Source organism: Chryseobacterium koreense CCUG 49689 (assembly GCF_001045435.1).
Taxonomy (GTDB): domain Bacteria; phylum Bacteroidota; class Bacteroidia; order Flavobacteriales; family Weeksellaceae; genus Kaistella; species Kaistella koreensis.
This window is the reverse complement of sequence record NZ_LFNG01000001.1, coordinates 100103-115769: the sequence shown is the minus strand read 5'-3', so window position 1 is coordinate 115769 and position 15667 is coordinate 100103. Positions and strand designations below refer to the sequence as shown.

Sequence of the window (15667 nt, the reverse complement as noted above, 5' to 3'; positions counted from 1 at the left end):
GTAGAAAAATTTTGGTGATGAAAACAAAAAATTCCAAAGCCTATCCGCAAAAAAGAAAAACATCGGTATTTTCAGAAGCAGCCATTGCCTATGGAGCCAGCTATTACACTAGGTTTATTCCGAAGAATGATTGGTCATTAGTAAAAAAAGCAAAAGAAGGCATTGATACTGATGTTTTTTACACTTTTGCGGATTCCATCAAAATGCCCGAAAAGTTTTTGGCAGCAGTCATAAATCTTTCGCCTAGAACCATCAGCAATTATCGGGATCAAAACAAATCCCTGGAGGCCAATTACAGTGAGCACCTTTTGAAATTGATTTCCCTTTATGAAAAAGGGAAGGAATATTTGGGAAACATTGATGAATTTAATTCCTGGCTCGAAAAACCGATGTGGGGTTCCCAAGATAAACCGATAGATTTTCTAAATACTCCGGGTGGTGTTGATTTGATTATTGCCCGCTTAGAAAGAATGGCGCAAGGTTATCCTTTATAAAGAAAATGCTGGTTTATCGAATCGCTCATAAGAAATATGCACAATCGCTTTCGGTAAGCGGTTTTGAAGGCAGGTGGAATACTTTTGGGAAACTGGTTTTGTATGCTTCTGAAAACCCAGCTTGCGCATTGCTCGAAAATATGATTTATCGCGTTGGAAATGGTTTTAATGATGATTATAAAACGATGGTCATCTATTATCCGGGAGAAAACTTTGAGCAGGTGAATGTTTTGGATCTCCCAAAAAACTGGAGGAGCGAGGAGTCTTATCACCACTCTCAGAAACTGGGCGATTCCTGGTATGACCGTCACCAAAGTCTGTGTTTGAGGGTTCCGTCTTCAGTTTTGCCAGACAGCCAAAATGTTATTTTCAATACCACCCATCCCGAATTCAATAAGGTGAAACTGATTGATGTGCTTGATTTTGAACCGGATGAGAGACTAGAGAGAATCATAAGAAAATATAAGTCAAAATAGAGTTATGAAAATCATTGCCGTAATCCCCGCAAGATACGAAGCGAGCAGATTTCCCGGAAAACTGATGGAGATTTTGGGCAACAGAACCGTAATCGCGACCACTTATCAAAACGTGAAGGAAACCGGTTTGTTCGATGAAGTGTTTGTGGCGACAGATTCCGAAATTATTTTTAATGAAATACAACAAATCGGCGGAAACGCCGTGATGACGGGCCAACATGAAACAGGGAGCGACCGTATTGCAGAAGCTGTTCAGCATCTTGATTGCGATATTGTAATCAACGTGCAGGGAGACGAACCTTTCCTTAAAACAGGTCCATTGAAACAACTGATTGAAGTTTTCCGGCATGACGAAAATCGGGAAATCTCCTTGGCTTCGTTGAAAATTAGACTGCATGAGGAACAGGAGATCCAGAGTCCGAATAACGTGAAAGTCATCACCGATTTACAGAATTTTGCAATGTATTTCAGCCGCTCCGTGATTCCATTTCATCGGGAAAAATCGATTGATGCAACTTATTATAAGCATATTGGAGTTTATGCATTTAGAAAGGAAGCTCTTTTAAAATTTGCCACCTTAATGATGACCCCGCTAGAAAAATTAGAGAAAATCGAATGTCTTCGCTATCTGGAAAACGGCATGAAAATCAAAATGATAGAAACCGATTTCGTGGGAGTGGGAATTGATGTCCCTGAAGATCTGGAAAAAGCACGGGCCATGATAAGTCCGAAAAAACCTTAGCAAATTAGTGGAATGTGAATAAAGTCATATCCGTTTCCTTTCAAAAATTTTATCTTTGAAGCTTTAAAATGAATCAATGAAGAACTCTTTTTTAATAATCGCAATTTTCTTTTCACAAATAATTTTTGCTCAAACTGCAAAAGAAATCATAGACAAAAACATAGAAGTTTCAGGTGGCTTGACAAACTGGAAGCTGCTGAATTCGGTGATCATTTATGGAAATGTGACTTTGGGAATAAATGACGAATATCCTATTAAAATTTATCAGCAAAGACCAAATCTGACCAAAACCGTACTCACTATTAACAAGAAGGAAACTGCGATTGAAGGCTTCGACGGGAAGAAAGGTTATGCCATGAATTATGCGGCGAATAAATTGCAGGAATATCCAAATTATAATCCGGAAAGCTTTGACAATGATTTTATCGAATGGGAAAACAAAGGTTTCGAGGCAAAATATTTAGGCAAAGAAAAAATTGGCGACATATATTGCCACAAAGTGGAACTGACGAAAAATGTAAACAAGACGGTCTATTATTTCGACGTGAAAAATTACATGCTTTTGAGGGAAATCAAAAAAGAAGAAACTTTAAACTATTCCGATTATAAGCAGGTTGGATCGCTTTTGATGCCTTTTCGAATTGAGTCTTCTTCACCAAAAAAAGACAGCGATTACGTGATTTCAATCTACAAGATTGACACCAATAAAGTTTTTCCGGCGAATATATTTAAATTCTAAATTTTTCAGTTGCCCAGACTTATTTTCTGATCAGCGTATTTTCTGTTTGAGGTGATAGATAATATCGAATAGAAATTTGCTGATTTTTTCCGTACCTTTCAAGGACTAAATAATTGAACTTTATTCCTATGAAAAAAATATTCATATTCCTTTTATCAATCGGTGCTTTTGTGCAAAATTGCAGCCAGCAGAAAAAGGAAATATCACCCGCTAAAAATCAAAAAATGAAAACGATTTACGATTACAAGGTAGAAAGTCTGGACGGAAAAGAGATCAATTTTGCCGATTTCAAAGGCAAGAAAATTTTGATCGTGAATACCGCTTCAGAATGCGGATTCACCCCGCAATATGCTGATTTGGAGAAAGTTTATGAAGACTACAAAAATAAATTGGTTGTGGTGGGTTTTCCAGCAAATAATTTTGGAGGACAGGAACCGGGAAGCAATGCGGAAATTGGTGCTTTCTGCCAAAAAAATTACGGAGTTACTTTTCCCATGGCGGCAAAAGTTTCTGTGAAAGGCGATGACACCGCGCCAATATTCAAATATCTCACAGAAAAAGAACTGAATGGTGTGAAGAATACTACCATTCTTTGGAACTTCACCAAGTTTCTCCTGGATGAAAACGGAAAACTGATCGATAGTTTTATCAGCACCACAAAACCTACTGACAACGCGATTACGAAATATTTGAAATAGAAATTTCAAATTTGGATACAAAAAAAGTCTGCCAAAATCACATGGCAGACTTTATTATTTTTACCGGTATCTCTGGTGTTCCTTATGTTTGGAAAACCGCTGGACAATCGGTTTGAAAAATGCTTTATATTTCTCGATATCAAATACTTGCGAATCGGCGAGCGCTTTATAAGTCAACCAGGCGCCAAACGGAAACAGCACCATATTGGGTAACCACGAAGCCAGATAAGGATCCATTTGTCCCGCCCATGCCAAATTTTCCACCGAAAGATTCAGCACATAGAAAATAATGAAGACAAAAATGGCAATGACCACCGGAAGTCCCAATCCGCCTTTTCTGATAATTGAACCTAAACTTGCACCGATCAGGAAGAAAATTAAACAGGTGACGGAATAGGCAATAATTCTTTGCTGATAAAGAACTACTCTGGAAAAATAGGCATGCAAATCCTTTAATTGCGGATTTTTACCGATGGTTGCCTGTTTTGCAATATCAATTTTGTTGTAAGCGTTATAAATCATTTCCAGTTTTTTGGCCGATTTCGCCGAATCTATTTTTGGCGGCGCCACCGGTGCGGAATTCTTTTTATACTTGTCAATATAGGTCACATAACCATTGGTTTGGCTGATCAGTTCAGAATTGATGTTTTCCAGAATTTTGTTGTTTTCCTTTTTTGTTTTTACAATGGTAGAATTGAGCTCGATATAGTTTTGAAAAGAATAATCGTCACTGATTCTTTCTTCTTCAATCGCTTTGTTGATGATTTCCGATATGTTGAAATGAGAAACCAAAGTGTCAAATTTTATGGCTTGGTCGGGTTGCTTCAGTCTTTGTTGGTATTCCAGATTGGCGATATTATCCTCAAAAATATGACCATTAAAAAGAATAAGCTTCAGATAACTTGGATTTGCGGCCGGAACAAATTTTCCTTTTTCAGCCACAATCGATTGTTGGTCTTCAAATGAATTCGCCATGCGATGAATAAAAACGCCCTCCAAATTCTCACCGTTTTCTCCTGAAATTTTATCGAATTTCACACTGTATCCCGGAATCTGCTGAATGAACTGTCCCGGCGTGAAATTCAGTGCGGGTCGGCTTGCGGCAATGTTGTAGAGCATGTTTTTCGCCTTCCGCTGAAAATCGGGAATGATATTGTTGGAAAAGAAAAAGAGAAAAATTGAGAATAGCACTGTCACGGTAAAAAGCGGCATCATGATTCTGGTCAATGAAATTCCCGCTGCCTTCATCGCGGCAAGTTCATATCTTTCCCCAAAATCGCCGAAAGTCATGATCGCTGAAAGCAAAATTGTGAGTGGTAGCACAAACTGAACCACGATGGCCGATAGATAGGAGAGTAGCTTAAGAATTTCCCAGTAACTCAAACCTTTTCCGGTGAATTGCGCCAAACGGATCCAGATAATGTTCACCACGAAGATGAAAAACAGCACGCTGAAAATAAAAAGGAACGGACCGAAAAAAGTCTTGATGACGTATCCGTCGAGTTTTTTTATCATTGGGCAAATTTAACAAAAAAGTCGCAAAGAGATTTCTTTCGCGACTTTATAATAAATGTAATTTCATGTCACAGTTCCGTGACGATATAATTTTGGTAATCCGCTTTCTTAAAGGTAAACAGATTGCTGTTCAAAGTCTGGTTTTCCTTGTAATCACTTATTGCAATCACCGAAATGGTGTTATCTGTAGAGAATTGCTCCAGTTTCAGCAATTGTTTTTTCGCAGAATTCACAAATAGTTTCACTTCTTTGATTCCATTATTTTTTGTCGGGGTTAATCGGATGTAATCGGTATTCACGCCGTTCACCTTCATTTTTCCCATATAACTCACATTGTAGCCTTTCTTGTATTCCTCTATGTAGCTCAAAGGTGAAAACATTTGCTCGTTGCCGGTCGGTTTAGAAATCGTGACTTCCTGATCTTCACCAGAGATATTGTACACTTTATTTCCGTCGAAAATCTGTTCAGTGCCCATGATTTTCAACTTGTATTTGTCTTTGGCGGAATAAAAAATGCCCGGTTCGGTCTTGGTCACTTTATTTCCGGTTCCGGTTCCATACACAAATTTGAAGTAAACATTGTCCTTCGCTTTATAATTTGCGGAAACCTGATCCAAAATAGTTTTTGCTTTTGCATCCACTTTTTGGGCAGAAAAACTGCTCGTGGTGACGACTGCAAATATGGCGAATGTAAATTTTTTCAATAGACTTTTCATTTTTTTCTTTTGTTTTTGATCAATAATGGCCAAAGAAGTTAAACCTTTGTTTAAATTCCTGGTTTACTTTCGCAATTCTTCCAAAAACTGTTCCAAAGAATTCAGGTCACTGATCATGACTTCGCGCGCTTTTGCACCGTTGAAACCGCCCACAATTCCGCTTGCTTCGAGCTGGTCCATAATTCTTCCGGCGCGGTTGTATCCCAATTTCAACTGTCTTTGCAGCATCGAAGTGGAACCTTGCTGAGTGGAAACGATAATTCTGGCGGCATCTTCAAAGAGGGCGTCTTTTTCATTGGGGTCAAAAGTTCCGGCACTTGATGATGTTTCTTCGCTGCTGTACTCGGGAAGCATGAATGCTGTAGCGTAACCTTTTTGTTCGCCGATGAATTCTGCGATTTTTTCCACTTCCGGAGTATCTACGAAAGCGCATTGAAGTCTTAGGATTTCATTCCCGTTAAAATAGAGCATATCTCCTTTTCCAATGAGCTGATCCGCTCCGGTCGCATCCAGAATTGTCCTGGAATCTACGTTTGAAATCACCCGGAAAGCTGCTCTTGCCGGGAAATTCGCTTTAATCATCCCGGTAATTACATTTACTGACGGACGTTGTGTTGCAACTATCAAATGGATTCCCACGGCTCTTGCCAGCTGAGCAAGTCTTGCTATGGGGAGTTCCACTTCTTTCCCGGCAGTCATTATCAAATCTGCAAATTCATCCACCACCAAAACGATGTAAGGCAAATAACGGTGTCCGTTTTCCGGATTCAGTTTTCGCTCGGAGAATTTTTTGTTGTATTCCTTCAAATTCTTGCAAAATGCATTTTTCAGCAAATCATAGCGCGTATCCATTTCCACACAAAGCGAGTTCAGCGTGTTGATTACTTTGTGCGTGTCGGTGATAATGGCGTCATCACCATCCGGAAGTTTCGCGAGGTAGTGTCTTTCGATTTTCGAATAAAGGGAAAGTTCCACCTTTTTCGGATCCACCATCACGAACTTCAGTTCGCTTGGATGTTTTTTATAGAGTAGGGAAGTCAGAATTGCATTGATTCCCACGGATTTTCCTTGTCCGGTTGCACCTGCCATCAATAAGTGCGGCATTTTCGCCAAATCTGCCATAAAGATTTCGTTGGAAATGGTCTTCCCGAAAACTACCGGCAAATCCATGTCAGAATTTTGGAATTTTTGAGATGCGATCACACTTCTCATCGAAACCATAGAAGGGTTTTTTCTTGGAACTTCAATTCCGATGGTCCCTTTTCCCGGCATAGGTGCAATGATTCTGATTCCCAAAGCGGAAAGATTTAATGCGATATCGTCCTGTAATTTTTTGATCGAAGCAACGCGGATTCCTGCTTCAGGAACGATTTCATATAAGGTGACAGTCGGTCCGATAGTCGCCTTGATTTCGGCAATTCCTACATTGAAATTTTTGAGCAGTCCGACGATTTTGTTTTTATTTTCTTCAAGTTCGTCTTTGTTGACGGAGATTTCTTCATTTCCATAATCCTTCAGCAAATCAATGGGCGGCATCTGGAAATTCGCCAAATCCAGTTTGTGGTCATAAAGTCCGTGTTTTTCGACCAATTCCTTTGATTTATTGTCAATATCGTCATCGATGGTTTGAGCTACTTCTACTTTGAAATCAATGCCGTCACTTTTGGTGTCGTTTCCGAATTCAAATGTATTGGTGGGGCTCAAGCTGACGGCACTTCCGCCCACTTCAGAAACTGTGATTTTTTCGGTACTGCCGTCAAAAGAAGTTTGGTTCGGAGTTTTGATGGTTTCAAATTCTTCTTCAAAAACTGTTTTCCGGGTGGACTCGCCTGAATTTTCTTCCGGTTCGCGAGGTTCTGCTTCCATTTCATCATCGGCATCAAAGTTTTCTGACGAATTCGGCATCATGGACTTCACTTTTCCAATAGTGTTTTCGTTCAGTTCGTTCAGTTTTGCTTTCACGTTACTTGCACGCAGATTAAATTCCAGAATGAAATACAGGGAGATACTCGAAACAATCGCCAACCAAAGTCCGGCAGTTCCAATCACCAATTTCAAGAAGTCCATGATCTGGAATCCGTAAACTCCTCCTAAAACGCCTTCACCATTGGTAATCGCTCCCATAAAAATCGGAAGCCAACAGATGAAAAATAAAGAGTGACCAAGCGTTTTCCAAGGTTTGAAATAGTTTTTTTTGAGGATCAAGGTACCGAAAACGAAAAAAAGAAAAGCCACGACGAATGCAGCAATTCCAATGCTTTCAAAAATGAAGATATTTCCCAGCCAGTCGCCCACGCCACCAAAAAGATTAGATGATTTGGTAGTTTTGTCCAACATCGCTCCGGCTCTGCTTTGATCTGCTTTCCAATTCATCAGATAAGAAAGAAAAGAAAAAGTCATTACTACTGAAATAATAACGAACAGGATTCCGAAAAATATGCGTGGTTTTGAAAGGATTTTACTTGATTCCGAGGCGGTTTCCGCAGTTTTTTTAGTATTTTTTTCCATAATATCAATGAGGACAAATTTAATAATAAATCTTCATAAATTTCTGCTTTTCTCAAGTTCATTTGTTTCATATTTTTTAAATTGAATATCTTTAAAGCTTCAAAATTATTTTGAACATTAAACTTTGAATTTTTAACCCAAATGACTTTCCAAGAACAAATCCAACAAGGAATTCCTGCAGAGCTTCCGCAACCAAAACCTTACGAAACCCAAATCAATCACGCTCCAAAACGGAAGGAAATCCTGAATGATCAGGAGAAAAAACTTGCTTTGAAAAACGCTTTGCGATATTTTGAACCAAAATTTCATGCCGAACTTTTACCCGAGTTTAAAAAGGAACTTGAAGATTATGGAAGGATTTATATGTATCGTTTCCGACCGGATTACGAGATGAAAGCGAGGCCAATTTCAGATTATCCGGGAAAATCCGAACAGGCCAAAGCAATTATGCTCATGATTCAGAACAATTTGGATTATGCTGTTGCTCAACATCCACACGAACTGATTACTTACGGCGGAAATGGCGCGGTTTTCCAAAATTGGGCACAGTATCTTTTGACGATGAAATATTTGTCTGAGATGCATGATGAACAGACTTTGGTGATGTATTCCGGACATCCGATGGGATTATTTCCAAGCCATAAAGATGCACCGAGAGTTGTGGTAACAAACGGAATGGTTATTCCAAATTACTCTAAACCAGATGATTGGGAAAAATTCAATGCGTTAGGAGTTTCTCAGTATGGTCAGATGACTGCCGGAAGTTATATGTACATCGGGCCGCAAGGAATTGTGCACGGAACCACGATTACGGTCTTGAATGCCTTCCGAAAAATTAATAAAAATCCTAAAGGCGGCTTGTTTGTCACTTCCGGTTTAGGAGGAATGTCTGGTGCGCAACCAAAAGCTGGAAATATTGCCGGCTGCATAACGGTTTGTGCCGAAGTAAATCCAAAAATCGCCAAAATTCGGCATGAGCAAAAATGGATTGATGAAATTCACGAAAATCTGGATCAACTGTTTGAAAGAGTAAAAAAAGCAAAAGAAAATAACGAGACGGTTTCTCTGGCTTTTCTTGGAAACGTGGTAGAAGTTTGGGAAAAGTTTGCCGAGGAAAACCTGAAAATCGATATCGGTTCAGACCAGACCTCGCTGCACAATCCATGGGCAGGAGGATATTATCCGGTTGGACAGTCTTTCGAAGAATCCAATAAAATGATGGCTGAAAATCCGGAATTATTTAAGGAGAAAGTTCAGGAAAGCTTAAGAAAACACGCCGCTGCAATTAACAGACATACCGCAAAAGGAACTTATTTTTTCGATTACGGAAATGCATTCTTACTTGAAGCGAGTAGAGCAGGAGCGGATGTGATGGCGGAAAATCCGACTTTAGGCAGAGAATTCAAATATCCAAGTTATGTTCAGGACATTATGGGTCCTATGTGTTTTGATTACGGATTTGGCCCATTCAGATGGGTTTGCACAAGCGGAAAACCCGAGGATTTGAAGAAAACCGACGATATCGCCTGTGAAATTTTGGAGGAAATGAAGAAAAATTCACCTGCTGAAATTCAGCAGCAAATGGCAGATAACATTCAATGGATCAAAGGAGCGCAGGAAAACAAACTGGTCGTTGGAAGTCAGGCAAGAATTCTTTACGCAGATGCGGAAGGACGAATGAAAATAGCGGAAGCATTCAACATGGCAATCAAAAAAGGCGAAATCGGTCCTGTTGTTTTGGGTCGAGACCATCATGATGTTTCGGGAACAGATTCGCCTTACCGCGAAACTTCCAATATTTATGACGGTTCCAGATTTACTGCCGATATGGCGATTCACAATGTGATTGGTGACAGTTTCCGGGGTGCAACTTGGGTTTCCATCCACAATGGAGGTGGAGTCGGATGGGGAGAAGTGATCAATGGCGGTTTCGGAATGTTGCTGGATGGTAGTGAAGATGCAGACCGAAGACTAAAATCAATGCTGTTTTGGGATGTGAACAATGGAATTTCCAGAAGAAGCTGGGCGAGAAATGAAGGTGCGATTTTCGCGATAAAGCGGGCGATGGAAGCGGAACCAAATTTGAAAGTGACGCTGCCGAATTTGGTAGACGAGGGTTTGTTTTGAGCCATCGATAGGAAGAATAATGAATGTCATTGAGGGGAAGAAAGACGAAACAATCTGTTGAACTTGTGGCAGTAATCCGATTATAAACCATCCAAAATTCTTTACTTTGATAAAGATTAATCTATTTGTTGCACATGTTTAATAAAAAATATATTATACTATTATTAACGATTGTTTTTAATTTATGTACTGCACAGACATTCAGTAGTGCAGGAGGCATTATTGCTAAAAATGATTATACAATTTTTGATATTACTGTTAGCGGAGTTGGAAATTTGAACTCCAATCACGGCTTAGAAAAAGTTTGTGTTAACATAAATTTTCCACATGATGAGAATTTAAAGTTAGTTTTACGTTCCCCTTTCGGTTCCATGATTCTTCTAAGCGATAATAATGGTGGACAAGGTTCAGATTATATAGGAACATGTTTTGATGGGGTATCAACAAACACAATTGTTTTAGGAGAAGCTCCATTCACAGGAAATTTTTTACCGGAAAGTTCGTTAGGAATCTTAAATAATAATCAACCTGGAGATGGAAAATGGTCTTTAATAATTTGGAACAATTCAACATCATTATCTGGAAATTTGATCAATTGGACTTTAACATTTGGAGACAACCCGGTCATCACACCTCCCGTTCCGCCATATCCAGATTGTACTTTTAATATGCCGACCACATGTACAACTGAAGCTTTTTGTGATTATGGGAAATCATTTTGTGGAGTTTATAATAATGCATATGGCATGCCTGCTGCTAATCCTCAAAAAGGTTATTTAAAATTCAAAGCATCGGGAAAAAATGCTTCTTTTAGAGTTTGGATAAGAAATGGAGGACCAGATAGAGACATAGGCGGTTATTTACCTATCGAGCTTTATGTCAGTTTTTATAAATCTGATTGTATCACTTCGGGATCTCCACCATTGGTATCATATGTTTTAACCTACAATTTAAATACTTTGCCAGATACCAACTATTATGAACTTAAGCTAAATGATATTTTGGAAGAATGCCAATTGTATACCATAAAACTTGAAGGAATTAATAATAAATGCTATTTTGAGTATGCAATTGAGCAAACATCAGGAATTAATACAAAGGAAATTGTTGTAGATCCTCCAACAGCAAAAATATGTGCAGGAGATTCTGTAGATTTAAATGTGATAGAAGGGTGTGGTCCATTTATTTGGAGCCCATCTACAGGATTAAATACTTCAACGGGGAGTCATGTTGTAGCTTCACCTACTGAAACCACAGTATATAAAGTATCATCTACCGGTGCATGTTCTAAAACTAAAGATGTTCTGGTAGAAGTAGTTCCGAAACCTATTGCCAATGCAGGTCCGGATCAAACGAAATGTTCAAATATATTTCAAATGAATGCCAATGTACCCGCATCAGGAGAAAATGGATTTTGGAAGATTATCTCCGGGAATGTTTCGCCCAATGTTTCATCGGATCCAAAACAAATTTTTGTCTTAAATTCTCAAACAGCAACCTTACGCTGGACTGTTTCAAACGGTATTTGTTCTGTTTTTGATGATGTAAAATTAGTTAATACCTTACCATCAAATATAAATCTTAGCTTTAGTTACGAATCTCCTGTTTGTATTAAAAAATATAATTTTTTATCACCGCAATTACCAGTGAATTTTTCTCCAGGCGGTATTTTTTCATCAACGCCCGGGTTAGTAATAAATCCAGTAACGGGAGTGATTAATTTGGCTCAGTCATCGCCAGGAAATTACATAGTAAATTATAATAAATATGTAAATCCAACATGCGGTATTGTTGATTATGGTGCATTTATTGAAATAAAGGCCTACACCAATCCTGTACTTAATTTTAGCTTTCCAAACACAATTTGCAATGATGTGGTGTCTGTTTTGCCTAACTTACCTACTGGTTTTCAATTGGGGGGAACATTTTCTTCTTCGAGCCCGAATTTATCTATTAATACAACAACAGGAATGATAGATGTTGCAAACAGCCAAAATGGGGTGTACACAATTACTTATCATTATCCTGGATCTTTAGTAGACTGTATCGCTCCAAATACTTATTCACAACAAGTATCTGTATTATCAAAGCCACAATACACTCAAAATTTGGATGTTTTCAGTTGTAATATCACTGGAACAGGAATTGGAAGTTTTGATTTATTATCAACTAAAGCATCATTAACGCCGGAAACCAATGCATCTGTAACTTTTTTTGAAACTTTGCAAGATGCAGAAAAGAATCAGAACTCAATTATTAATACAAGTTCTTATCCCAATGAAGTTCCCAATCATGATATAATATTTGCCAGAATTTCCGTTCCCAACAAATGTACGGTATATGCAACATTGGATTTGTATGTTAGAGAAAATGTATATTCAGAGACTTTGGGCGAAGGTCCTTATTATGTTTGCAATGGAACTTTATTAGAATTGGATGCAGGCGCAGGTTTTTCTGCTTATGAATGGTCACCTACAAATGAAACTACCCAAAAAATAAAAGTTAATACTCCTGGCGAATATTGCGTCAAAATTACCTCCACTGAGGGTTGTTCGTCTGTGCAATGTGTTTTAGTTAAAGAAGCAGATTTGCCGGAATTTAATATTGAAATAATTTCCAACAATTTAGTAGTGCATGTAACTTCAGGAAATGCTCCCTTTGAATATTCTTTAGATGGTATTACATGGCAAAATGAAAATCAATTTCCTTATTCAAAGGGGGCTACATACACTATTTTTGTAAGGGAAAAGAGCAAGGCAGGTTGTGTTGCCTCGAAAACAATTCATATCCCCTTCATTCCGAATGTGATAACTCCAAATGGTGATGGAATAAATGATTTTTGGGATTTAAGTACATTAAGTTTTTATTCAGGAACCATCAAAGTGAAACTATTTAGTCAATATGGAAATTTAGTAAAAGAATTAACCATAAATGATGGGAAAAATCTGGCAAATATTGAAATCAAATTACCTACAGGAACATACTGGTATCTTATTGAAATCCCGAATTTTGCTTTACTTAAAGGATGGTTATTGGTTAAAAACAGATGAAATTAATTTAACTTTTTATTCCTCCATTACCGATTCGCAATCTCGATAAACTGGTTGATGAATTGACAAAAGGGAAGAAAATGGAGAAGATTTTGAGAGCTTGAATGTGTTTACCTATGCGCTTTTTTAAAATTTCATCAGTCAATTCGTTTCCGTTTATGATGGCAGAATTTGAAATCATTCCCACTAAAGCAGTCCTGCATTATTCCGGATAACACCGAAACGAGGTTGTAGAAATTAAATTAAAGTAAAATCCAATTCTGTTCGTCATTTCTAAAAAAGCCTATGTCTTTAGAACAAATCCTGCTACATCGCCGCTCGGTTCGGCATTATGATGCATCCAAAGAAATCGATCCAGAATTGGTGAAATCATGTATTCAGTTGGCAACTTTATCGCCAAATTCTTCTAACATGCAGTTGTGGGAATTCTACCACATCACGGATAAAGCAACCTTGAAAGAAATAGCTCACGCCTGTCTTGATCAGGAATCGGCAACTACCGCCAAGCAAATGGTGGTCTTCGTGACAAGGCAGGATTTGCACAGAAAACACGCCAAGAAAATGATGGAGTTGGAAGTACAAAACGTGCTGAAAAATAGTCCAAATGAAAAGCAGGAGAAGCGTTCCAAACGGTGGAAACTTTATTACGGAAAAGTGATGCCGTTTCTCTATACAAGGTTTTTTGGAATAGCGGGATTTCTAAGAAAAATCTTGGCAAATGTGCTGAGTATTTTCCGGCCGATGGTTCTGGAAGTTTCCGAAAATGACTCCAGAGTCGTGGTCCACAAAACCTGTGCTTTGGCTGCGCAGACTTTTATGCTTGCCATGTCTGAAAAAGGTTACGACACCTGTCCGATGGAAGGTTTCGACAGCAGGAGGCTTAAACGGGTGCTAAATCTTCCTATGGGAGCGGAAATCAACATGGTGGTTTCATGCGGAATTCGTCTGGAGAAAGGAGTTTGGGGTGACAGAATGCGGTTGCCTTTTGAAGAGGTTTACCGAAACATTTAGTCCTGGTCAGACTTTTCGGATTGTTCTTTCTTAATTTCCTGCATTACCCAATCCAACTGAACATCTTTCTTTTGAAGGATTTCCGCCAAAGTCGGTACGATTTCTTTATCGGGAATCACACCTTTTTTGGTGTTGGTGAATTTGATGCTTGGCTGAATCAGCATTAAACCGATTGGGAGAGTGAGTCTTGAATTTTTCAGTTTTTGGGTAGAATACCTTCCGGCTACGGTTCCATCATTTGCACCGCCAGTTTCTTCACCCACCAAAAATGCACGTTGGTCGCCTTTTAATTTGGAAGAAATAATAGATGATGCCGAAAAACTGCTGCCATTAATCAAAACAAATATTTTGCCGTCAAAATGGTTCTTTTTTGGATTCTTAATGCCGAAGATTCCATTATTTTTTAAATAGAACTGATCATCTTTTTGTTTCACAGAAAGCATTGTTACCATCGCATAAAGCGGATATCCAATTACAGCAAGCGGTTTGGTAATGGTGGAAAATTCCGATAAATAATCAGCATGGAACATTGATGAACGCGACGTCACTTGAATATCTTCAATGAACTGGAACTTTTCGGAAACCAAATAGGAATACAGGTTATTAATTTCATAAAGTGAGCCTCCCAAATTATCGCGGATATCCAAAACCAGATATTTTGCCGGAGATTTCCTGAGTTTGGCGAAACTTTGCTTGTAAAACCTTCGGGAGTAGGTTCCGGAAAAAGTTTTGATTTTCATGTAGGCAACCGTGGAATCTTTCGTGGGGAACTGCAAATCCCGGTTAAAGCTTTTGGTGATGATATTATAATCCTTGGTTTTTCCGGTTTCGCTTTTGGTCAATTTCTTATTTTCCTGTTCTTCTTTTTTCTTTTCTTCCTTCGTCATTTTTTCGCGATGAAGATAAAAAGTCTTGATTTGATTATTCAGTTTCGTTTCTAATTTCACCGAATCCAAAATGCCATATTCCGCGGTAAAAAAAGCGGGCCATCTTCTGGACATTGAATATTTCTGGAAAGTATTGTTTAATCCATCGCTGTTCACGAAGGGTTTATATTTTTCCAAAAGTTGCTTCACCGGAATATCCTTTATTTTCAGGATTTCGGTTCCCACATCCATATTGGCGATTTTTTCGGCATTGTCCAAAACAAAAATCCGGTCATGGTCAACCACGAAATTAAACCTGCTCAGTAAGCCTTTTTGGTGTTTCAAGAATTTAATTTCCTTTTTGGTCAATCGCTTTTCCATGGGATAAAGCCGAAGGTGACCTTCTTTCACTTTGGCAATAACCGGTGCTAATTTTTGGAAAAACTCGTTGGGTTTTAAAGGACTATTAATGTTTGTCTTTACACTGTCAAATTTGTGATCAAGGGAATCTTTGGATATGTACCAATATAGTGCTGGATGAAGTCGCTGCAATTGATGGTAGGTAAAATCCACATCATTTCGCAATTTTTCAGCAGGAATTGGTTTTTCCCGCCTTTCATTGTGCTTTTTCACAGAAACACAAGAAGTGAGAAAGGAGAGGACCACAAGTAAGATGACTTTCTTCAAAAGGAAAAATTTTGCTAAAATTAAAGATTTTAAAATGA

13 protein-coding genes are annotated in these 15667 nt (G+C 38.5%); 9 read left to right on the top strand and 4 right to left on the bottom strand.

Features of this window, described 5'->3' with window-relative positions; genetic code table 11:
- Positions 1 to 17: 17 nt before the first annotated feature.
- The 5 genes from ACM44_RS00490 (at position 18) to ACM44_RS00470 (ending at position 3149) form a co-directional block, all read left to right on the top strand.
- Entirely contained in the window at positions 18 to 494 is a 477-nt protein-coding gene (locus ACM44_RS00490; protein ID WP_048498281.1) for an antitoxin Xre-like helix-turn-helix domain-containing protein, read from the top strand.
- Between the two features lie 5 nt (positions 495 to 499).
- On the top strand, positions 500 to 970 hold the full coding sequence (locus ACM44_RS00485) for an RES family NAD+ phosphorylase (protein ID WP_048498137.1): 471 nt from the start codon (positions 500 to 502) through the stop codon (positions 968 to 970).
- Between the two features lie 4 nt (positions 971 to 974).
- The gene (gene kdsB / locus ACM44_RS00480) at positions 975 to 1712 is read left to right on the top strand and encodes a 3-deoxy-manno-octulosonate cytidylyltransferase (RefSeq protein WP_048498136.1); all 738 of its coding nucleotides are present in this window, start codon (positions 975 to 977) and stop codon (positions 1710 to 1712) included.
- Positions 1713 to 1788: 76 nt separating this feature from the next.
- Positions 1789 to 2451, top strand: a complete 663-nt coding sequence (locus tag ACM44_RS00475) for a hypothetical protein (protein WP_048498135.1) — start codon at positions 1789 to 1791, stop codon at positions 2449 to 2451.
- A 128-nt stretch (positions 2452 to 2579) separates the two neighbouring features.
- Complete coding sequence (locus ACM44_RS00470) at positions 2580 to 3149, top strand: glutathione peroxidase (RefSeq protein WP_048498134.1); 570 nt, start codon at positions 2580 to 2582, stop codon at positions 3147 to 3149.
- Positions 3150 to 3209: 60 nt separating this feature from the next.
- Here ACM44_RS00470 and ACM44_RS00465 read toward each other — a convergent pair whose 3' ends face one another.
- The 3 genes from ACM44_RS00465 to ACM44_RS00455 all read right to left on the bottom strand — a co-directional run bounded on the left by ACM44_RS00465 (position 3210) and on the right by ACM44_RS00455 (position 7888).
- On the bottom strand, positions 3210 to 4664 hold the full coding sequence (locus ACM44_RS00465) for an LptF/LptG family permease (RefSeq protein ID WP_048498133.1): 1455 nt from the start codon (positions 4662 to 4664) through the stop codon (positions 3210 to 3212).
- Positions 4665 to 4732: 68 nt separating this feature from the next.
- Positions 4733 to 5380: a LolA family protein gene (locus ACM44_RS00460; protein WP_048498280.1), complete on the bottom strand. Its 648-nt coding sequence runs from the start codon at positions 5378 to 5380 to the stop codon at positions 4733 to 4735.
- A 63-nt stretch (positions 5381 to 5443) separates the two neighbouring features.
- Positions 5444 to 7888: an FtsK/SpoIIIE family DNA translocase gene (locus ACM44_RS00455; RefSeq protein ID WP_048498132.1), complete on the bottom strand. Its 2445-nt coding sequence runs from the start codon at positions 7886 to 7888 to the stop codon at positions 5444 to 5446.
- Positions 7889 to 8029: 141 nt separating this feature from the next.
- On the opposite strand from ACM44_RS00455, the gene ACM44_RS00450 reads away from it, so the two are divergent.
- From ACM44_RS00450 to ACM44_RS00440, 4 genes are all read left to right on the top strand, one after another.
- On the top strand, positions 8030 to 10015 hold the full coding sequence (locus tag ACM44_RS00450) for a urocanate hydratase (RefSeq protein WP_048498131.1): 1986 nt from the start codon (positions 8030 to 8032) through the stop codon (positions 10013 to 10015).
- Between the two features lie 134 nt (positions 10016 to 10149).
- Positions 10150 to 13065, top strand: coding sequence for a T9SS type B sorting domain-containing protein (locus ACM44_RS00445; RefSeq protein ID WP_048498130.1), 2916 nt, complete (start codon positions 10150 to 10152; stop codon positions 13063 to 13065).
- A gap of 17 nt (positions 13066 to 13082) precedes the next feature.
- Positions 13083 to 13169, top strand: coding sequence for a DUF2200 family protein (locus ACM44_RS15930; RefSeq protein ID WP_083993612.1), 87 nt, complete (start codon positions 13083 to 13085; stop codon positions 13167 to 13169).
- A gap of 181 nt (positions 13170 to 13350) precedes the next feature.
- A complete protein-coding gene (locus ACM44_RS00440) occupies positions 13351 to 14076 on the top strand; it encodes a nitroreductase family protein (RefSeq protein ID WP_048498129.1) in 726 nt (241 codons plus the stop codon).
- Here ACM44_RS00440 and ACM44_RS00435 read toward each other — a convergent pair.
- A complete protein-coding gene (locus tag ACM44_RS00435; RefSeq protein ID WP_160303938.1) occupies positions 14073 to 15629 on the bottom strand; it encodes a S41 family peptidase in 1557 nt (518 codons plus the stop codon). The genes ACM44_RS00440 and ACM44_RS00435 overlap by 4 nt on opposite strands.
- Positions 15630 to 15667 lie beyond the last annotated feature (38 nt).

Bases quoted from the DNA above. Each gene is read 5' to 3' on its own strand.
- ACM44_RS00490 (WP_048498281.1), top strand. From the start codon at position 18: ATGAAAACAAAAAATTCCAAAGCCTATCCGCAAAAAAGAAAAACATCG.
- ACM44_RS00485 (WP_048498137.1), top strand. From the start codon at position 500: ATGCTGGTTTATCGAATCGCTCATAAGAAATATGCACAATCGCTTTCG.
- kdsB (WP_048498136.1), top strand. From the start codon at position 975: ATGAAAATCATTGCCGTAATCCCCGCAAGATACGAAGCGAGCAGATTT.
- ACM44_RS00475 (WP_048498135.1), top strand. From the start codon at position 1,789: ATGAAGAACTCTTTTTTAATAATCGCAATTTTCTTTTCACAAATAATT.
- ACM44_RS00470 (WP_048498134.1), top strand. From the start codon at position 2,580: ATGAAAAAAATATTCATATTCCTTTTATCAATCGGTGCTTTTGTGCAA.
- ACM44_RS00465 (WP_048498133.1), bottom strand. From the start codon at position 4,664: ATGATAAAAAAACTCGACGGATACGTCATCAAGACTTTTTTCGGTCCG.
- ACM44_RS00460 (WP_048498280.1), bottom strand. From the start codon at position 5,380: ATGAAAAGTCTATTGAAAAAATTTACATTCGCCATATTTGCAGTCGTC.
- ACM44_RS00455 (WP_048498132.1), bottom strand. From the start codon at position 7,888: ATGGAAAAAAATACTAAAAAAACTGCGGAAACCGCCTCGGAATCAAGT.
- ACM44_RS00450 (WP_048498131.1), top strand. From the start codon at position 8,030: ATGACTTTCCAAGAACAAATCCAACAAGGAATTCCTGCAGAGCTTCCG.
- ACM44_RS00445 (WP_048498130.1), top strand. From the start codon at position 10,150: ATGTTTAATAAAAAATATATTATACTATTATTAACGATTGTTTTTAAT.
- ACM44_RS00440 (WP_048498129.1), top strand. From the start codon at position 13,351: ATGTCTTTAGAACAAATCCTGCTACATCGCCGCTCGGTTCGGCATTAT.